The 18,013-nt window shown below is 72.9% G+C and carries 17 protein-coding genes and 1 riboswitch; of the genes, 5 read left to right on the top strand and 12 right to left on the bottom strand.

From position 1 onward, the window contains the following. Positions 1-63: 63 nt before the first annotated feature. The gene (locus D9753_RS29715) at positions 64-1,020 is read right to left on the bottom strand and encodes a hypothetical protein (protein WP_121789806.1); all 957 of its coding nucleotides are present in this window, start codon (positions 1,018-1,020) and stop codon (positions 64-66) included. Between the two features lie 145 nt (positions 1,021-1,165). Here D9753_RS29715 and D9753_RS29710 point away from each other — a divergent pair, with 145 nt between their 5' ends. Beyond that, positions 1,166-1,855: a uridine kinase family protein gene (locus tag D9753_RS29710; protein WP_240468315.1), complete on the top strand. Its 690-nt coding sequence runs from the start codon at positions 1,166-1,168 to the stop codon at positions 1,853-1,855. A 429-nt stretch (positions 1,856-2,284) separates the two neighbouring features. Next, entirely contained in the window at positions 2,285-4,147 is a 1,863-nt protein-coding gene (locus D9753_RS29705; protein ID WP_121789805.1) for an AAA family ATPase, read from the top strand. A 62-nt stretch (positions 4,148-4,209) separates the two neighbouring features. Here the strand turns inward: D9753_RS29705 and D9753_RS29700 are convergent, their stop codons facing one another. From D9753_RS29700 to D9753_RS29660, 9 genes are all read right to left on the bottom strand, one after another. Then, complete coding sequence (locus tag D9753_RS29700; protein WP_121789804.1) at positions 4,210-5,298, bottom strand: hemolysin family protein; 1,089 nt, start codon at positions 5,296-5,298, stop codon at positions 4,210-4,212. Beyond that, positions 5,295-6,629, bottom strand: coding sequence for a hemolysin family protein (locus D9753_RS29695; protein ID WP_121789803.1), 1,335 nt, complete (start codon positions 6,627-6,629; stop codon positions 5,295-5,297). Before D9753_RS29695 ends, D9753_RS29700 begins: the two co-directional genes overlap by 4 nt. 225 nt (positions 6,630-6,854) lie before the next feature. Then, positions 6,855-7,310 (bottom strand): PH domain-containing protein, encoded by a 456-nt coding sequence (locus D9753_RS29690; protein WP_121789802.1) that lies wholly within the window; start codon positions 7,308-7,310, stop codon positions 6,855-6,857. Positions 7,311-7,326: 16 nt separating this feature from the next. After that, the gene (gene hisG, locus D9753_RS29685) at positions 7,327-8,175 is read right to left on the bottom strand and encodes an ATP phosphoribosyltransferase (RefSeq protein WP_121789801.1); all 849 of its coding nucleotides are present in this window, start codon (positions 8,173-8,175) and stop codon (positions 7,327-7,329) included. Positions 8,176-8,224: 49 nt separating this feature from the next. Then, on the bottom strand, positions 8,225-8,497 hold the full coding sequence (locus tag D9753_RS29680) for a phosphoribosyl-ATP diphosphatase (RefSeq protein WP_059248197.1): 273 nt from the start codon (positions 8,495-8,497) through the stop codon (positions 8,225-8,227). A gap of 34 nt (positions 8,498-8,531) precedes the next feature. Beyond that, positions 8,532-9,017, bottom strand: coding sequence for a 6,7-dimethyl-8-ribityllumazine synthase (ribH, locus tag D9753_RS29675; protein ID WP_121789800.1), 486 nt, complete (start codon positions 9,015-9,017; stop codon positions 8,532-8,534). A 23-nt stretch (positions 9,018-9,040) separates the two neighbouring features. Next, on the bottom strand, positions 9,041-10,342 hold the full coding sequence (locus tag D9753_RS29670) for a bifunctional 3,4-dihydroxy-2-butanone-4-phosphate synthase/GTP cyclohydrolase II (protein WP_121789799.1): 1,302 nt from the start codon (positions 10,340-10,342) through the stop codon (positions 9,041-9,043). After that, complete coding sequence (locus tag D9753_RS29665; protein WP_121789798.1) at positions 10,339-10,980, bottom strand: nicotinamide mononucleotide transporter family protein; 642 nt, start codon at positions 10,978-10,980, stop codon at positions 10,339-10,341. Before D9753_RS29665 ends, D9753_RS29670 begins: the two co-directional genes overlap by 4 nt. Continuing rightward, positions 10,977-11,582 (bottom strand): riboflavin synthase, encoded by a 606-nt coding sequence (locus tag D9753_RS29660; RefSeq protein ID WP_121789797.1) that lies wholly within the window; start codon positions 11,580-11,582, stop codon positions 10,977-10,979. The genes D9753_RS29665 and D9753_RS29660 overlap by 4 nt, the downstream gene beginning before the upstream one ends. Before the next feature lie 158 nt (positions 11,583-11,740). Further along, a riboswitch (FMN riboswitch) is annotated at positions 11,741-11,871 on the bottom strand. A 342-nt stretch (positions 11,872-12,213) separates the two neighbouring features. On the opposite strand from D9753_RS29660, the gene D9753_RS29655 reads away from it, so the two are divergent. Beyond that, positions 12,214-12,966 carry an SDR family oxidoreductase gene (locus D9753_RS29655; RefSeq protein ID WP_121789796.1) on the top strand — a complete coding sequence of 251 codons (753 nt, stop codon included), beginning with the start codon at positions 12,214-12,216 and terminating at the stop codon, positions 12,964-12,966. Between the two features lie 255 nt (positions 12,967-13,221). On the opposite strand, the gene D9753_RS29650 is transcribed toward D9753_RS29655, so the two are convergent. After that, a complete protein-coding gene (locus D9753_RS29650) occupies positions 13,222-14,529 on the bottom strand; it encodes an ROK family transcriptional regulator (RefSeq protein WP_121789795.1) in 1,308 nt (435 codons plus the stop codon). 141 nt (positions 14,530-14,670) lie between these two features. Here D9753_RS29650 and D9753_RS29645 point away from each other — a divergent pair, with 141 nt between their 5' ends. After that, positions 14,671-15,885, top strand: a complete 1,215-nt coding sequence (locus D9753_RS29645; RefSeq protein ID WP_121789794.1) for an MFS transporter — start codon at positions 14,671-14,673, stop codon at positions 15,883-15,885. On the opposite strand, the gene D9753_RS29640 is transcribed toward D9753_RS29645, so the two are convergent. Beyond that, positions 15,845-16,303 (bottom strand): acyl-CoA thioesterase, encoded by a 459-nt coding sequence (locus D9753_RS29640; RefSeq protein ID WP_121789793.1) that lies wholly within the window; start codon positions 16,301-16,303, stop codon positions 15,845-15,847. The two genes, D9753_RS29645 and D9753_RS29640, sit on opposite strands and share 41 nt — an antisense overlap. Positions 16,304-16,536: 233 nt before the next feature. Here D9753_RS29640 and D9753_RS29635 point away from each other — a divergent pair, with 233 nt between their 5' ends. Further along, the gene (locus D9753_RS29635) at positions 16,537-17,928 is read left to right on the top strand and encodes a uracil-xanthine permease family protein (protein WP_121789792.1); all 1,392 of its coding nucleotides are present in this window, start codon (positions 16,537-16,539) and stop codon (positions 17,926-17,928) included. The last annotated feature ends 85 nt before the right edge of the window (positions 17,929-18,013 follow it).

Here is an 18,013-nt window from a genome sequence, read left to right as displayed (position 1 = left end):
TCGGCCTTTCTCTCTCGACGGGGCAGGAGGGCAAGGGGACGGAAGCAGGGCGGGCGAGCCGGGTCAGGCGGGTGCCGGGACGGGCAGGCCGCAGGCGCGCCGGGCCCGGGAGAGCTGCTCGGCGGGGTCACCGAAGGCGCTCCAGGGCATGCGTGAGGCGTACGGACCCATCGCCGTGAACACCGCCCGGGCCTCGAACTCGCACTGGGCCATCACCAGCGCGTGCGCGAGGTAGGCGAGGTCCAGCACCGGGGTGAAGGGGTAACCGGCCAGCGTGGGCAGCCAGTTCCGGTAGACCGCGAGTGCGGTGGAGCGCCACTGGGGCTCCTCCCAGATCCGGTCGGCGAGGAGCCGGGTGGGGTTGTAGCTCTCCACGAGGGCCACCAGGGGCAGCAGCCGGAGCGCGGAGTCGGCGGGCGCCCGCTGACTGAGGAAGGCGGCCACGTCCCAGGCCGCGTTGACCGAGCCGCCGTGGCGCGTGAAGAAGAAGGACAGGAAGCGGTGGTGCGCCTCGCGGTGCCAGGGGTCGAGGGACAGGATGTGCGCGAACAGCCGCCAGGGGCCGGGCGGTGCGGTGAGCAGGCCCTGCGGGGCCGGGTCGCGCAGCCGGTGCAGCCGGGCCATGGAGAGCCTGGCGACCCAGGGGGTGGGGTCCCGGGGTGCTTCGGCGGCGGCCCGGTCGCAGGCCGTCAGCGCGATGCGTTCCAGCCGCTCGGCGCGATCGTCCCGCGCGTCGGCGGCCCGCAGCGCGCGCTGCACCGCCACCCGGGCCCACATCAGCGACGCCTCGGGCGTCGGCTCCTCGGCGAGCCAGCGCTCGACCAGGTCGGTGCCGGCCGCCTCGGAGGCGAGCACCAGCGAGCGGTGGGCCCGCAGGGCGGAGTCGGAACGCGTCTCGGCGAGGGCCTCGTGCGCGTATCGATAACGTCCGGCGCGCACATCGACGCATACGCTCGCCAGGACCCGGTCGTCGGCCGCCGGATGCCATACATAGTGCCCCTCGAATAACTCCGCCGCCATGTCCCCCCTGCCGATCCCCGTACGGTCGCATCACGTTGCGCAGGAGGCACCTTACTCAGCGTCGGGCACACTCGGAACGCCGAATTCGACATATCGGTCAAGGGATTCGGGACGTTTATCGGCGCCTTTGACTGGCCGGCAGCCGATGGTTCAAGACGCGACTACACTGGTTCGCGGAAAACATCCCGCACCGCACCACACACCGGGAAACGCCATTCACGACCTCGCCGCCCGGCTGCGCGGGCTCCCTCCGTCCCTCGGACCGGTCCGGCTGATCGGCGTCGACGGTCACGCCGGCTCGGGCAAGTCCACCTTCGCCGCGCGGCTGGCCCACGCGCTGGGCGGGGCTCCGGTGTTCCACCTCGACGACATCGCCAGCCACGAGCGGCTCTTCGCCTGGACGGGCCGGCTCACGGCCCAGGTGATCGAGCCCCTCGGCCGCGGCGAGAGCGCGTCCTACACGCCCTACGACTGGCGAGCCCGCGTCTTCGGCGCCCCGTGCCCGCTGCCGCCCGCGCCCGTGGTCCTCGTGGAGGGCGTCGGCGCGGGCCGCCGGGCGCTGCGCCCGCACCTGGCGCGGCTGCTGTGGATGGAGCTGCCCCCGACGGAGGCCTGGCGGCGCGGCCGGCTGCGGGACGGGCCGGAGCAGCGGGAGTTCTGGGACGGCTGGGTCGCCGCGGAGCGCGCGCACTTCGCCGCCGACCCCTCACGCCCCCATGCCGATCTGCTGGTGCTGCGGGATCAGGAGGGGTACGAGGTGCTGCCGGGGCCCGGCGCGGCCCCCGCGACGGACCGAAATGTCACTGAACGTGAAGGGCCGTCTGCGATGTGGTGAAGTGGTGAAGGGTGCGGCCGGACAACTCCCGCGAGTGCCCCAACACTGCTTGACCAGCGGGCCGTACAGGTCTTACGTTCTGGATGTGCGGCCTTTCGGGAGCCGCCCACCGACCCGAAGCCCCCGGTTGTTCCCCCGTGACCGGGGGCTTCGTTCTGCCCGCGGGCGGCCCTTCGGCCGCCGCGCGCACCGATCCGCTCACCCTGGGTCACGAAGCCGTGTGCGCCCCGTCTGCCCCCACCTCGTGGAACGCCTGGTGCGGCACCCTACGGCGCGCGGTCGCCACGCGGGTACGATGCCTTCGGTGCGACCTTCGCGTCTGTCTGGCGCACCTGCAACTCCGGTCCGCGGCCCGGCGGTTCGACCGCGGCGGCCGTCGGGCGACTGCCCGGTGGTGAACCACGGGGGCACGGTCTGTGGGGGGACGTGATGGACTTCGGCACGCGGGGCCCCGAGGCCCCGGCCGACCTGGCCTGGCTGCGGGGCGTGGACGCCTACACGATGGGCGCCTATCCGCAGGCCGAGGAGGAGTTCCGCGCCGCGGTGCGGATGGACCCGGGCATGGCCGACGCCTGGCTGGGGCTGCACGCGCTCCGGGTCGACACGACGACCGCGCTGCTGCGCATGTTCCGGCACCGCGAGCGTTTCGGGGAACAGCGCACCCGGCACCACCGGGCCCTCAACTCCTGGTACTGGCTGGGCTGGTGGGTGCAGCCGGTGCTGGAGAGCCCGCGCGATCTGCTGCTGGCGCACGCCTCCCACTGGCTGGACGGACGGCACGTGCCCGAGCTGGACCGGGCCCTCGCCGGACTGCCCCCGGTCGACACCGACGCCCAGGTCCGCTTCCTGCACGCCTGCCGCGCCTATCTGGTCAAGGACTGGGAGCAGCTCATACGGCACACCGACCCGCTGCTGGACGACGCCCTGCTCGGCATCGAGGCCGGCCTGTTCGGCGGCATGGCCCGGGTCCGGCTGGAGATGTACGGCCACGCGGAACCGCTGCTGTCGGCGGCGCTGATGCGCTGCCGCAGCGAACAGCCGCAGCGCAAGGAGCTGCGGTACTGGCTGGCGCGCGCCCACGAGGGCACCGGCCGCAGCGCCGCCGCGCTCCCCCTGTACCGGGCGGTGCACCGGGCCGACCCCGCCTTCATGGACACCTCCGCCCGGCTCGCCGCGATCGCCGAGGGCGACGGGTACGACGACACGTCCGACCTCGCCGCGATCACGCTGACCGGCGCGGGACTGGACACGGTGGACGGACCGGACGGCCTCGACCCGCTGTTCGGCACGGAGGGCCGGGACCTGCGGCTGCCGGAGCCCGACCTGCCGACCGGGCCGCTGCCGTCGGTGGCCGACCCCTCCGTGCGGGTGAAGAGCGGGGTGTCCGCCTCGCCGGTCCCGGCCGGTCCGACCGACCCCGCGTTACTGGAGGAGGCGCTCGCCGAACTGGAGCGCATGGTCGGGCTCGAACCGGTGAAGCGCCAGGTCAAGGCGTTGTCGGCGCAACTGAACATGGCCCGGCTGCGGGCTGGGCAGGGACTGCCGGTGCAGCCGCCGAAACGGCACTTCGTCTTCTCCGGCCCGTCCGGTACGGGCAAGACCACCGTCGCGCGCATCCTGGGCCGGGTCTTCTACGCGCTGGGCCTGCTCGGCGGCGACCACCTGGTGGAGGCCCAGCGGGCCGACCTGGTCGGTGAGTACCTCGGGCAGACGGCCGTGAAGGCCAACGAGCTGATCGACTCCGCGATCGGCGGGGTGCTGTTCGTGGACGAGGCGTACTCGCTGTCCAACTCGGGCTACGGCAAGGGGGACGCGTACGGCGACGAGGCGCTCCAGGTGCTGCTGAAGCGGGCCGAGGACAACCGGGACCACCTGGTGGTGATCCTGGCCGGCTATCCGGAGGGCATGGACCGGCTGCTCGCCGCCAACCCCGGGCTCTCCTCCCGCTTCACCACCCGGGTGGACTTCCCCTCCTACCGGCCGCAGGAACTCACCGAGATCGGCAAGGTGCTGGCGGCGGAGAACGGGGACCGGTGGGACGAGGAGGCGCTGGAGGAGCTGCGGTCCGTCGCCGGGCACGTGGTCGGCCAGGGGTGGATCGACGAGCTGGGCAACGGCCGCTTCCTGCGGACGCTGTACGAGAAGAGCTGCGCGTACCGGGACCTGCGGCTGTCCGTCTGCCCGGGTGACCTGTCCCGCCAGGACCTGGCGACGCTGCGGCTGCCCGATCTGATGCAGGCGTACGGAGAGGTGCTGTCGGGGCGGGGGCCGCAGGACCCGTCGGCCCCGTAGGCCCTTCCGGGGGCGCCGGGAGCCGTGTGATCAGCCCCCGCGCGCCCGCGCACGACGACGGCCTACGTCGTCAGCACCCCCTCCGGTTCTCCGCTCACCCTGGGTTCGGTCAGCCGCACACCGGCCGGCTCCCGGTGCGCCGGGTCCCTGACCTCGCCCACCAGCAGCTCCAGTGCGTCCTCCAGGGCGACCAGGCCCAGCACCTTGCCGGTGGCGTCCGCCACCTGGGCCAGATGCGTGGCCGCCCGGCGCATCACCGTGAGGGCGTCGTCGAGCGGCAGCTCGGCGCGGAGCGTGGCCATCGGGCGCCAGACGTGCTGCGGGACCGCCCGGTCCGAGTCCTCCAGGTCGAGCACGTCCTTGACGTGCACATAGCCCATGAAGGGGCCCTTCTCGGCCGCCGCGACCGGGAAGCGGGAGTAGCCCGTGCGGGCGGTCAGCTCCACGATCTGGCCCGGGGTGACCGCCGGGGTCACCGTGACCAGCGACTCGCGGCGCAGCAAGACGTCCGTCACCGGGCGCGAGCCCAGCTCCAGGGCGTCCTCCAGGCGCTCCTGCTCCTCGGGGTCGAGGAGACCCGCCTGGCCCGAGTCCTCCAGCAGGCGGTTGAGCTGCTCGGTGGTGACGACCGCCTCGACCTCGTCCCTGGGCTCGACCCGGAACAGCCGCAGGATGCCCCGCGCGCAGGCGCCGAGGGCCACGGTGATCGGCCGGCAGAGGCGGGCGAAGTAGACCAGGCCCGGGCTGAGCCAGAGGGCCGCCTTCTCGGGCGCGGCCATCGCGAGGTTCTTCGGCACCATCTCGCCGATGACCAGGTGGAAGAAGACCACGGCGGCCAGGGCGATGACGTAGCCGAGGGGGTGGATCACTCCGTCGGGGAGGTGGATCCCCTCGAACAGCGGTTCCAGCAGGTGCGCCACCGTGGGCTCGGCGACCGCGCCGAGCGTCAGGGAGCAGACGGTGATGCCGAACTGGGCGGCGGCCATCATCTGGGGCAGCCGCTCCAGGCCGTACAGCACCTGGCGGGCGCGGGCCGTGCCGAGCGGCTCGATCTGGCTGCGGCGGACGGAGATGAGCGCGAACTCGGCGCCGACGAAGAAGCCGTTGGCGAGCACGAGCAGCGCGGCGAAGACCAGTTGCAGGACGCTCATCGGGCGGCCTCCATCACGTTGACCGTCGGGGCCGTCCTGACCACCCGGACCCGTTCGGCGCGGTAGTGGCCGACCTGGCGGACGGCGAGCCGCCAGCCGGGCAGTTCGGCCCGGTCACCGGGGGCCGGGATCCGGCCGAGCAGGTCGGCCACCAGACCGGCGACGGTCTCGTACGGCCCCTCGGGCACCTCCAGGCCTATGCGCTGGAGCATGTCGACCCGGCAGCTGCCGTCGACGTCCCAGGCCGCCCTGCCGTCCTCGGGCGGGGCGGGGGCCAGCTCGGGCACGTCCTGGCCGTCGTGCTCGTCGCGGACCTCGCCGACCAGTTCCTCGACGATGTCCTCCAGCGTGACCACGCCGGCGGTGCCGCCGTACTCGTCGACCACGACGGCGATGGGCTGCTCGCTGCGCAGACGGGCGAGGAGGGGCTGGACGGGCAGGGTCTCGGGTACGAGGAGCGCCTTGCGGGCGATGCGGCCGACCGGGGTGCGCAGGCGGTCGGCCACCGGGACCGCGAGGGCGTCCTTGAGGTGGGCCATGCCGACGACCTCGTCGATCTTCTCCCGGTAGACGGGGAAGCGGGACAGGCCGGTGGCGCGGGTCAGGTTGACGACGTCCTCGGCGGTCGCCGAGTCCTGGAGGGCGCTGACCCGCACGCGGGGGGTCATGACGTGCTGCGCGGTCAGCTCGCCCAGGGACAGGGTGCGCACGAACAGGTCGGCCGTGTCCTGCTCCAGGGCACCGGCCCTCGCCGAGTGCCGGGCCAGGGAGACGAGTTCCCCGGGGGTGCGGGCGGAGGCCAGCTCGTCGGCGGGTTCGACGCCGAGGGCGCGGACCAGCCGGTTGGCGACCGTGTTCAGCGCGGAGATCACCGGGCGGAACAGGAGGGCGAAGCGGTGCTGGGGGCCGGCGACGAACCGGGCCACCTGCAACGGCCGGGACACGGCCCAGTTCTTGGGCACGAGTTCGCCGATCACCATCTGGATCGCCGAGGCCAGCAGCATGCCGACGACCACGGCGACACCGGAGACGGCGCCCCCGGGGATGCCGATCGCGGCGAACGGGCCGTGCAGCAGCTCGGCCAGGGCCGGTTCGGCGAGCATGCCGACGACCAGGGAGGTGATGGTGATGCCGAGCTGGGTGCCGGAGAGCTGGAAGGACAGTTCCTTCAGCGACTCCACGACCGTACGCGCGCGTCTGTCACCGTCGGCGGCGGCCTTCTCGGCTTCCGGGCGCTCGACGGTCACCAGACCGAACTCGGCCGCCACGAAGAAGCCGTTGGCCAGAATCAGCAGGAACGCCGCTCCGAGGAGCAGCAGGGGGATGGTCACGCTGCCACCGCCTTCCCGCTGTGTCGGGTCGGGGCGGCGCAGGTACTACAGGACGATCCGTCCATCGCTGGAGGGAGTCACTCCTCGGGTAGCAGGAACCCCTGGGTGCCGGGCGGCGCGCAGGGGCGGAGGCACGGGGGAAAGGCCTCCGTCACCAGATTAATCAAGATATGGGCGGGTGCGGCAGAGCGGACGCCCCGGAGCGGACCCTGATCCCGCCCCGAGTCAGCCCTGGCCCTCCGCCGCGCGGGCCGTGGCGCGGGCCTCGGCCAGGTCACGGAGGGTGCGCGCGTCGGCGATGGCCCGCTGCCGGGCGATGCCCGGCTGGATGCCGAGCGCGGGCAGGCTGGTGCCGTCGCTGAGATCGAGGAACACCCAGGGATCACCCGGGCGGAGGTTCACCCGGAGGATCTCCGCCCACGCCAGGCGCCGCCTGCTCGCGATGTTGACGACGGTGACGCCGGACTCGTCGGCGACGACCTTGATCCGGGCGAGCTGGGCCAGGGCCCAGAAGATCAGCGCCCCGGTGATGACGAAGCTGAGCCGTGAGCCGGGGCCGAGGTGCTCCAGGAGCATCGCGATCCCGGAGAGCACCAGGAAGATCGCGACACCGGCGCTGAGCAGGATGGCCCGGGTGTGGCCCGGCCGGAAGGTGACGGGAAGAGCGGGGAGGTCGGACATCTCGGTGCGTGTACCCCTACAGGCGGCAGGCGTGAATGGCCGTGGTCAGGATAGCGCGGGCGCCGATGCCGTAGAGGTCGTCCATGATCCGCTGCGCCTCCTTGGCGGGGACCATGGCGCGCACGGCGACCCAGCCCTCGTTGTGCAGCGGGGAGACGGTCGGGGACTCCAGGCCGGGGGTGAGCGCCACGGCCTTCTCCAACTGCTCGACCCGGCAGTCGTAGTCCATCATCACGTAGGTCCGGGCGACCAGGACGCCCTGGAGGCGGCGCAGGAACTGCTGGACCTTCGGTTCCTCGCTGTCGGCGCCGGTGCGGCGCACGACGATCGCCTCCGACTTCATGATCGGCTCACCGAACACCTCCAGGCCCGCGTTGCGCAGGCTGGTGCCGGTCTCGACGACGTCGGCGATGACCTCGGCGACGCCCAGCTCGACGGCGGTCTCGACAGCGCCGTCCAGGTGGACGACGGTGGCGTCGATGCCGCTGTCGGTGAGGTGCCGGGCGACGATGCCCTCGTAGGAGGTGGCCACCGTGCGGCCCTTGAGGTCGTCGATGCCGGCCGCGGTGCCGGGCCTGGCGGCGAAGCGGAAGGTGGAGCGGGCGAAGCCCAGCGGGAGGATCTCCTCGGCGTCGGCGCCGGAGTCGACCAGCAGGTCGCGGCCGGTGATGCCGATGTCGAGGCGGCCGGAGGAGACGTAGATCGCGATGTCGCGGGGGCGGAGGTAGAAGAACTCGACCTCGTTCACCGGGTCGACGATGCGCAGTTCCTTGGACTCGCGGCGCTGCTGGTAGCCGGCCTCATGCAGCATCTCCGCCGCAGGGCCGGACAGGGAACCCTTGTTGGGGACGGCGATGCGCAGCATGAGGTCGGCTTCCTTTGCTCGTTCTCTACGGGGGGCGGTGCGGTACGGCTCAGAGGTGGGCGTAGACGTCGTCCAGGGAGATCCCCCGGGCCACCATCATCACCTGGACGTGGTACAGCAGCTGCGAGATCTCCTCGGCGGCTGCCTCCTTGCCCTCGTACTCGGCGGCCATCCAGACCTCGGCGGCCTCCTCGACGACCTTCTTGCCGATGGCATGGACGCCCTTGCCGACAAGCTCGGCGGTGCGGGAGGTGGCGGGGTCGCCGTGGGCGGCCTTGTGCTGCAACTCGGTGAAGAGCTGCTCGAACGTCTTCTTGGACATGGTGGCCCCCACCCTACGTGGTCCGCGTGGTGCCTCAGTGCCAGGGTTCGGACACCGAGCGGAGTGTGGCCGCCGTCGCCACCGCGGCCGTCACCGCCTCGTGCCCCTTGTCCTCGTTCGAGCCCTCGATACCGGCCCGGTCCAGGGCCTGCTGCTCGGTGTCGCACGTGAGCACGCCGAAGCCGACGGGTACGCCGGTCTCGACGGAGACCTGGGTGAGGCCGTGGGTGACGCCCTGGCACACGTAGTCGAAGTGGGGGGTGCCGCCCCGGATGACGACGCCGAGGGCGACCACGGCGTCGTAGCCCCGGCCCGCGAGGACCTTGGCCGCGACCGGCAGTTCGAAGCTGCCGGGGACCCGGATCAGGGTCGGCTCGTCGATGCCCAGGTCGTGCAGGGCGCGCAGCGCGCCGTTCACCAGACCGTCCATCACCTTCTCGTGCCACTGCGCCGCGATGACGGCGACCCGCAGGTCGCTCACGTTGCGTACGGACAGTTCGGGTGCGCCCTTGCCGCTCACGTCTCTCCTCAGTGCTTTCTTGCCTACTGGTTGCCACAGGTGGCCGCGGAGGCGGCCACTGCGGGCGTGTCGAGCCAGGGCAGGTCGTGCCCCATCCGGTCCCGCTTGGTGCGCAGGTAGCGGAGGTTGTGCTCGCCGGCCTGGACGGGCATCGGCTCGCGGCCGGTGACCCTGAGGCCGTGGCGCTCCAGCGCCTCGGTCTTGTCGGGGTTGTTGGTCATCAGCCGGACGCTGCGTACGCCGAGGTCGGCGAGGATCTGCGCGCCGGCGCCGTAGTCGCGGGCGTCGGCGGGCAGGCCGAGTTCCAGGTTGGCGTCGAGGGTGTCGTGGCCCTGTTCCTGGAGCGCGTAGGCGCGCAGCTTGGACAGCAGGCCGATGCCTCGTCCCTCGTGTCCGCGCAGGTAGACGACGATGCCCCGGCCCTCGGCCTGGATGCGTGCCAGGGCGGTGTCCAGTTGGGGGCCGCAGTCGCAGCGCAGGGAGCCGAAGACGTCCCCGGTCAGGCATTCCGAGTGGACGCGGACCAGGACGTCCTCGCCGTCGCCCGGCTCGCCGTGGACGAGGGCGACGTGCTCGACGCCGTCGACGGTGGACCGGTAGCCGTAGGCGGTGAAGGTGCCGTGCCGGGTGGGCAGGACGGTCTCGGCCTCACGGCGGACGGTGGGCTCGCTGCCGCGCCGGTAGGCGATCAGGTCCGCGATGGAGATGATCGTCAGGCCGTGCTTACGGGCGAACGGGATCAGCTCGGGCAGCCGGAGCATGCGGCCGTCCTCGCCGGCGATCTCCACGATGGCGCCGGCCGGGCGCAGCCCGGCGAGCCGGGCGAGGTCGACGGCGGCCTCGGTGTGGCCGTCCCGTGCCAGGACGCCACCGGGCCTGGCCCGCAGCGGGAAGACGTGGCCGGGGCGGACGAAGTCGGTGGGCCGCGCCGTCCCGCCGGCCAGGAGCCGGAGCGTGGTGGCGCGGTCGGCGGCCGAGATACCGGTGCTCACACCGTGCGCGGCGGAGGCGTCCACGGAGACCGTGAACGCGGTTCTCATCGACTCGGTGTTGTCCTCGACCATCTGCGGCAGCCGCAGCCGGTCCAGTTCCTCGCCCTCCATGGGCGCGCAGATCAGGCCCCGGCACTCGCTCATCATGAACGCGACGATCTCGGGGGTGGCCTTCTCGGCGGCGATGACGAGATCGCCCTCGTTCTCCCGGTCCTCGTCGTCCACGACGACCACCGGGCGGCCGGCGGCGATGTCGGCGACGGCCTGCTCGACCGGGTCGAGCGTGAAGTCCTCGATCGGATCGGTGCCGTACAGCGGCGGTGCGGAGGTCATGCCGGCGCTCCTTCCAGGACGGGCTGCGGGCCCCTGCGGGAGCGCAGCCACCAGTCGCGCATGCCCCACAGGACGAGCGCGCCGTAGATGACGTAGACGAAGCCGGAGAAGGCGTAGCCGTTGGCGAAGTTGAGGGGCACGCCGACGAGGTCGACGAGCAGCCAGGCGAACCAGAACTCGACCATGCTCTTGGCCTGGGCGTACATGGCGACGATGGTGCCGACGAAGATATAGGCGTCGGGCCAGGGGTCCCAGGACAGCTCTGGGTAGGCCTTGAAGAGCAGGGCGACCGCGACGGTGCCGGCGGCGGCAGCGGCGAGCATCACCGCGCGCTCGCGCCAGGTGGCGAAGCGGGGGGTGATGTGGCCGTCCCCGGACCGGTCCTTGCTGCGCTGCCACTGCCACCAGCCGTACAGGGCGACGGCCATGACGACGGCCTGCTTGCCGGCGCTGCCGGTCAGATGGCCGTAGAAGGCGGCGAAGAGGACGAGTCCGGACAGGAACTGCACGGGCCAGGTCCACAGGGAGCGGCGCCAGCCGAGGGCCAGGGTGATCAGGCCGAGGATGTTGCCGACCATGTCCGACCAGATGATGTGCTGGCCGAAGAGGGTGAACGCCTCGGAGTTCATCCAGTTCACTTGCCGGCCCCCTGTCCGGCCGCGAGCAGCCGCTCGACGTACTTGGCGATGACGTCCACTTCGAGGTTGACCGGATCGCCCGGCCGCTTGATGCCGAGCGTGGTCAGGGCGAGGGTGGTCGGGATGAGACTCACGGTGAAGTGGTCGGGGCCGGCGTCCACGACCGTGAGGCTGATGCCGTCGACGGTGATGGAGCCCTTCTCCACGACGTACCGGGAGAGGTCCGCGGGGAGGGAGATCTTCACGATCTCCCAGTTGTCGGAGGGTTTGCGCGCCAGGATCTCGCCGGTGCCGTCCACGTGGCCCTGCACGATGTGTCCGCCGAGGCGGGCGCCGACGGCGGTCGGGCGCTCCAGGTTGACGCGGGAGCCGACGGTGAGCGCGCCCAGGCTGGAGCGGTCGAGGGTCTCGGCCATGACGTCGGCGGTGAACTCGTCACCCTCGTGCTCGACGACCGTGAGACAGACTCCGTTCACGGCGATGGAGTCGCCGTGCTGCGCGCCCTCGGTCACGACGGGGCCGCGGAGCCGGAAGCGGGACGCGTCGCCGAGGTTCTCGACGGCGGTGACCTCGCCCAGCTCTTCGACGATTCCGGTGAACACTTCCCGGGTCCTCCTGCCTCTTGGGGCACGGACTCCGGGGCCTGTCGATGAGCGACAGCATCTACGGGTGAGCACACCTGGGGCGTCGCCGACGGGGACGCGTCCGCGAACGGACGTGCCCGGTACGGCGGCGCGCACACGGAAAGCGTGCCCGCCCGCCGCGCACTGCCTCCCATCCGGACTTTAACCGTCGGTCCAGGAATTTCACCTGGTCAACCGGCCGCTGGAAGCGGTCGGGTCGCGGACTGTAACCGCCGGTTCGGACTTTCACCGACCCCGGAGTGCGCTGCTTCTGGTACAGGGCCAGTGTGCCACGGCCGACGGTCGCCCTGACAGGTGCACGGTGTGGGCTCGCTCACAGTGTGTACAGCACATTTCGCGCCACGTGTGCACGCCTGTCGACCGGCCGCTTCCCGTCGGGCGTCGAATGGTCCGGACCATTGACCGTGCTGGTCTAGTCCTCTTAGGGTGCGGGCGGGCCCGGCGGCGGTGACGACGGCCCTTGCCCGCCGCCGGGCCGCCCAGAAAGCCGTGCCACGTTCCCGTGTCACGTTTCCGGGGGCTGTTCCGTCCACCTGACGAAGGGCGCTCCGGCCGGGAGCGCCCCGGTGTCCGGAGGGACGGAGACAGCATGACCACGATTCTGGTGACCGGTGGAACCGGAACGCTCGGCCGGCTGGTCACGGAGCGGCTGCGGGCGGACGGGCATGAGGTACGGGTACTCAGCCGGCACACCCAGCCGTACGCCGTCGACCTGCGCGAGGGCGGTACCGGGCTCGACGCGGCCCTGGAGGGGGTGCGGACGGTCGTGCACTGCGCCAGTTCGCCCCGGGGCGGTGACGAGCGGGCCGCCCGGAACCTGATCGCGGCGGCCCGGCGGGCCGGGGTGGACCATCTCGCCTACATCTCCATCGTCGGCGTCGACCGCGTGCCGTTCGGCTACTACCGGAGCAAGCTCGCGGTGGAGCGGCAGATCGAGGAGTCGGGGCTCGGCTGGAGCGTGCTGCGCGCGACACAGTTCCACGACCTGCTGGTCACGCTCTTCCAGGCCCTCGTGAAGGCGCCGGTGCTGGTGATCCCGGCGGGCGTGTCGGACCAGCCGGTCGAGGTCGCCGAGGTGGCCGACCGGCTCGCCGTCCTGGCGCTCGGCGCGCCGGCCGGACGGGTACCGGACCTGGGCGGCCCCGAGGTCCGCACGCTTGAGTCCCTCGCCCGCGCCTACCTGCGGGCCACCGGCCGACGCCGGGCCGTGGCCCGCGTACCGCTGTTCGGGAAGGCCTACCGCGCCTTCCGCACGGGCGGCCACGTCACCCCGGACCGGGCGGAGGGCAAGGTCACCTTCGAGGAGTACTTGTCCCGGCGCTTCGGCCAGGTCGGGGACTGACGGGGCGGGCGGGGCGGGCTTGCGGCGCAGACGGGGCGGGCTTGCGGCGCAGACGGGGCGGGCTTGCGGCGCAGACGGGGCGGGCTTGCGAGGCGCCGGGTTCCGCGGCCGTGTGACCGTCCGGCCGTCTGGCAGGCAGACCCTCTGGCAGGCCGGCCCTCTCTGACCCTCTGACCCTCTGGCCCTCTCTGGCCGTCCGGCCGTCCGGCCGTCCGACGGTCCGGCGAGACCCCGTGGAGGCGTCACGTCACGCCGTCATGGGGCCGGGCGCTCGGGCGGTGCGAACAGTTCGTCCTGTGCCCGGTCCCTGGCGGTGAGCAGCGCGCCGCGCAGCACGGCCGCACCGCCCAGGCCGCTCGCCCGTACCTCGGTGCGCAGGGGCGACATGGCCCGCAGCCGCTCCTCCACCAGCCCGGCGAGCACCGCTCCCCCGGCCCGGCCGACCTCCCCGCCGAGCACCACACACCCGGGGTCCAGTACGGCCACGACGGAGGCGACGCCGACGGCGACCCGGTCTGCCAGGAGGCGGAGGAAGCGGTGCGAGGGGCCCCCGCCGGTACCACCGAGCACCTCGGTCATCACGCCGGGCACCTCCTCCCCGGTCACCAGGCCCACCGGCCCGGCCCCCGGCACCCCGTCCCCCGACCTGGCACCCGCCCCCGTCACCTCCGCCACCGCCCCCCGTACGACCGCCGCGGCCCCCGCTCCGTCCGTCGTGGGCGGTGTCGGGAGTCCGCACCGGGTCGCGAGGGACGTGAGGGCCGCCGCCCCCGTGAGGGCGTGGAAGCCGCCGCCGCAGTCCCTGGCCGACGGCAGGGAGTCCGTGCCCGGGACCGGCAGGAAGCCGATCTCGCCGGTGCCGCCGGAGGCCCCGCGGCGCAGAGCGCCGTCCAGGACGACCGCGGCGCCGACGCCGTGCCCGAGCCAGAGCAGGACGAAGGTGTCGCGATCGCGGGCGGCACCCTCGCGCTGTTCGGCCAGGGCGGCCAGGTTGGTCTCGTTCTCGACGGTGACGCGGGCGCCGGGCAGCCGTTCCTGGAGGGCGGTGGCGAGGCTGCGGTGCCAGGCGGGCAGGCCGGCGGAGTCGCGGAGGTCTCCGGTGACCGGGTCGATGAGGCCGGGGGCGCCGATGCCGACGGTGTGCAGGCGCTCCGCCCCCGCCTCCTCGGCGGTCCGTTCCACCGCGGCCACCGCCTGCTCCACCGCGGTCCCGGTGCCGGCGTCCCCGCCGATCGGCACGGAGCCCTCGGCGAGCACCCGCCCGAGGAGGTCGGAGACCAGGACGACGACGCCCGCGGTGCGGACGTCGAGGGCGGCGAGGTGGGCGCGACCGGCGACGATGCCGTAGAGCCGGGCGTTGGGGCCCCGGCGCTGCTCTCCGGACTCGCCGACCACCGTGATCAGCCCGGCGGCGGTGAGCCGGTCGACGAGGTCGGCGACCGTGGGCCGGGACAGTCCGGTCAGTTGCTTCAGCCGCCCCGCGGTGAGCGGGCCTTCCTGCTGCAACAGCCGCAGGGCAAGCCGGTCGTTGATGGCCCGGGCGGTGCTGGGTGTTGCGGGCATGACGGGAATCCTCCCAGATCGCGTGGACCGGCCGCCCGACGCAGGACGCGGAGGTCCGCTATCTATCAGGCAGGGTCCCTGATAGTTTACGGCGCGTGCGGCAGAGCGGGGCGGGGAACTCCCCGGGAAAGGGGTGGAGAGATGAGCGACGTGGGCCACGCGCGTGGCGAGGTCAGGCGCGCCCGGTACGCCGTGGCGGCCGTCTTCGCGGTGCACGGCGCCGTGACCGGCACGTTCGCGACACGCGTTCCGTGGGTCCAGGACCACACCTCGATCGGCGCCGGTCAGCTTGGCTTCGCGCTGGCCTTCACGGCGTTCGGCGCCTCGTGCGCGATGCCGCTGGCGGGCCGGATCAGCCACCGCTTCGGCAGCCGTACGGCGCTGCGCGGGCTGCTGGCACTGTGGACGCTGTCCCTCGTGCTGCCGTCCTTCGCGCCGAACCTGGTCACCCTCTGCCTGGCGATGTTCACCTACGGCGCGACCGCGGGCATGGCCGACGTGGCCATGAACGCGCTCGGCGTCGAGGTCGAGCGGCTGCTCGACAAGTCGATCATGTCGGGCCTGCACGGCATGTGGAGCGCGGGCGCCCTGGTCGGCTCGGCGGCCGGCACCCTCGCCGCGCACCTCGGCTCGGACGCGCGCCTGCACTTCGTGGTGGCGTCGGCCGTCCTGACCGCGTTCGGCCTGGTGGCCTGCTCCTGGGTGCTGGACCTCCAGCCCGCGCAGGACGAGGAGCCGCCGCCCCGGTTCGCCCTGCCGCCCCGCTCGGCGCTGCTGATCGGCGCGGTCGGCTTCTGCGCGGTGTTCGCGGAGGGTGCGAGCCTGGACTGGTCGGCGGTGTTCCTGCGCGACCGGCTGGACACTTCGGCCGGTCCGGCGGCCGCCTCGACGACCGCGTTCATGCTGACCATGGCCGTGGCCCGGGTCGCCGGGGACGCGGTGGTGAACCGGTTCGGGGCGGTGCGGACGGTCCGCGCCGGCGGGGCGCTGGCCGTACTGGGCGGCCTGCTCGTCGTCCTCGCCGGGCATCCCGCGCTGGCGATGGGCGGGTTCGCGCTGATGGGCCTCGGGATCGCGGTGGTCGTACCGCTGTGCTTCGCGGCGGCCGGGCACGCCGGGCCGAACCCCAGCCAGGCGATCGCGGGCGTGGCGACCATCACCTACACGTCGGGACTGATCGCGCCGGGTCTGATCGGCGGGGTGGCGCAGGCGACCAGCCTGGTGGTGTCGTTCTGCGTGGTGACGGTGCTGGCGTCCGGGCTCGCGGTGTTCGCGGGCGTGCTGCGCACCGCTGAGCGCGGGGGTCGTACGGAGGTCAGTCCGCAGGCCGCAGCAGTGCCCGCCCCGCGGCCCTGAAGGTCTCGCTCCAGGGCGCGGGACGCATGGTCGTGGCGTCCAGCCGGACCAGCACCCGGGTGCCGTGGGCGTAGGTCTCGGTGCCGTCCGCCGAGCAGAACCGGAAGCCGTAGGTGAGGCCGGTGTTACCGAGCCGTTCCAGCCACAGGTGGACGGCGTACGGGCCGGGGCGGGTCACCGGGGCCTCGTAGGTGATCCGCAGTTCCTTCACCGCGTTGCAGGCGTCCCCGGCCGCCGTCCAGTCGCCGTCGAAGCGGATGCCGTGCTCGTTCCACAGCTCGGTCCAGGCCCGCTCGACCATCAGCGGGTAGCGGGCGTTGTGCAGCAGCCCGAGCGCGTCGAGGTCGTCGAAGTGGACGGTGACGGGGACCAGCCGGCCGTGGGAGACGGCGGGGGCGGTCGGGGCCGGTGCGGTCACGGGTGGGGCTCCTGAGCGTCGCTGACGGGGACGGTGACGGTCCCGGGCGCTCCGGGGCCACTGGTCATACTAAGCGACCGCTCAGCACTCTCGGTGGGGAACCCCCTGGTCAGCAGGTCGACCGGCCGTCGCGCCCCGCTGCCCCCGTGCGGGGCCGTGCGCGCGTGCGGCCGTCCGCTCCCCCGACAATGGTGCGGACCCTCCTGACGTACTTGAGAAAGCGAAACCCCACCATGGACCTCGGCGTGCGCTGGAAACTGCACGGTGACGGGCGCACGCCCGCGCCCGGAGCAGTGGTACGCCCCGACGAACGGCTCTCCTGGCCCCGGACCGTGGGCCTGGGCGCCCAGCACGTGGTCGCGATGTTCGGCGCCTCCTTCGTGGCGCCCGTGCTGATGGGCCTGGACCCGAACCTCGCGATCATGATGTCGGGCGTGGCGACCGTGATCTTCCTGCTCGCCACCCGCGGCCGGGTGCCCAGCTACCTGGGCTGCTCCCTGTCGTTCGTGGGGGTGGCCGCGGTCATCCGCGCCCAGGGCGGGACGAGCGCGACCGTCACCGGTGCCGTCCTCGTCGTCGGCGCCGTGCTGTTCCTCGTGGGACTCGCCGTGCGGCACTTCGGCGCGCGGATCATCCACGCGGCCATGCCGCCCATCGTCACCGGCGCGGTCGTGATGCTGATCGGCTTCAACCTCGCCCCGGTGACCGCCTCCACCTACTGGCCGCAGGACCAGTGGACCGCCCTGCTCGTGATGCTGTTCACCGGCCTCGCGGTGGTCTGCCTGCGCGGCTTCTGGTCCCGGATCGCGATCTTCCTGGGCCTGGTCTTCGGGTACGGCGTCTCCTGGGCGTCCGACCGCGTCTTCGGCAGGATCCACTCGGTGGACGCGAGCGGCAAGCTCACCGACCACTGGCGGCTCGACCTCTCCGGCGTCTCCCGGGCCGACTGGATCGGCCTGCCCTCCTTCCACGGGCCGTCCTTCCAGTGGTCGGCGATCCTGGTCGCGCTGCCCGTCGTCATCGCCCTGGTCGCGGAGAACGCGGGGCACGTCAAGGCGGTCGGCGAGATGACCGGCGACCCGCTGGACGACCAGCTCGGCACGGCGATCTCGGCGGACGGCGTCGCCTCCGTGCTGTCGACCGCGGTGGGCGGCCCGCCCAACACCACCTACTCCGAGAACATCGGCGTGATGGCCGCGACCCGCGTCTACTCCACCGCCGCCTACTGGGCCGCCGCCGGTTTCGCACTGCTCTTCGGCGTGTGCCCCAAGTTCGGCGCGGTCGTCGCCGCAGTCCCGGGCGGCGTCCTCGGCGGCATCACCGTCATCCTGTACGGCATGATCGGCCTGCTCGGCGCCCAGATCTGGAACAACGCCGGGGTGGACCTGCGCAACCCGCTGAACCTGGTGCCGGCCGCCGCGGGCATCATCATCGGCGTCGGCAACGTCACCATGAAGTTCACCGACACCTTCAGCCTCAGCGGCATCGCGCTCGGCACCCTGGTCGTCATCACCGGCTACCACGCCCTGCGCGCCTTCGCCCCGGCCCACCTGAAGAACCAGGAGCCGCTGCTGGACGAGGGCACGTCCTCCTACGACGCGGAGCGCGGGCGCGCCGAGCCGTAGGCCGTGCCGACCCGGGCCCGGCCTGCCGGCGTTCCCCCGTTCCGGGGAAGCGCCGGGCCGGTCGGTACCGCGGCCGGCCCGAGGC

It is taken from the genome of Streptomyces dangxiongensis, assembly GCF_003675325.1.
In the GTDB taxonomy this organism is placed as follows: Bacteria; Actinomycetota; Actinomycetes; order Streptomycetales; family Streptomycetaceae; genus Streptomyces; species Streptomyces dangxiongensis.
This window is presented reverse-complemented; position numbering and strand designations above follow the sequence as displayed.

Coding starts and splice junctions, on each gene's coding strand:
- D9753_RS29715 (WP_121789806.1), bottom strand. CDS start 1,020: ATGGCGGCGGAGTTATTCGAGGGGCACTATGTATGGCATCCGGCGGCC.
- D9753_RS29710 (WP_240468315.1), top strand. CDS start 1,166: ATGGTTCAAGACGCGACTACACTGGTTCGCGGAAAACATCCCGCACCG.
- D9753_RS29705 (WP_121789805.1), top strand. CDS start 2,285: ATGGACTTCGGCACGCGGGGCCCCGAGGCCCCGGCCGACCTGGCCTGG.
- D9753_RS29700 (WP_121789804.1), bottom strand. CDS start 5,298: ATGAGCGTCCTGCAACTGGTCTTCGCCGCGCTGCTCGTGCTCGCCAAC.
- D9753_RS29690 (WP_121789802.1), bottom strand. CDS start 7,310: ATGTCCGACCTCCCCGCTCTTCCCGTCACCTTCCGGCCGGGCCACACC.
- hisG (WP_121789801.1), bottom strand. CDS start 8,175: ATGCTGCGCATCGCCGTCCCCAACAAGGGTTCCCTGTCCGGCCCTGCG.
- D9753_RS29680 (WP_059248197.1), bottom strand. CDS start 8,497: ATGTCCAAGAAGACGTTCGAGCAGCTCTTCACCGAGTTGCAGCACAAG.
- D9753_RS29670 (WP_121789799.1), bottom strand. CDS start 10,342: ATGACCTCCGCACCGCCGCTGTACGGCACCGATCCGATCGAGGACTTC.
- D9753_RS29655 (WP_121789796.1), top strand. CDS start 12,214: ATGACCACGATTCTGGTGACCGGTGGAACCGGAACGCTCGGCCGGCTG.
- D9753_RS29650 (WP_121789795.1), bottom strand. CDS start 14,529: ATGCCCGCAACACCCAGCACCGCCCGGGCCATCAACGACCGGCTTGCC.
- D9753_RS29645 (WP_121789794.1), top strand. CDS start 14,671: ATGAGCGACGTGGGCCACGCGCGTGGCGAGGTCAGGCGCGCCCGGTAC.
- D9753_RS29635 (WP_121789792.1), top strand. CDS start 16,537: ATGGACCTCGGCGTGCGCTGGAAACTGCACGGTGACGGGCGCACGCCC.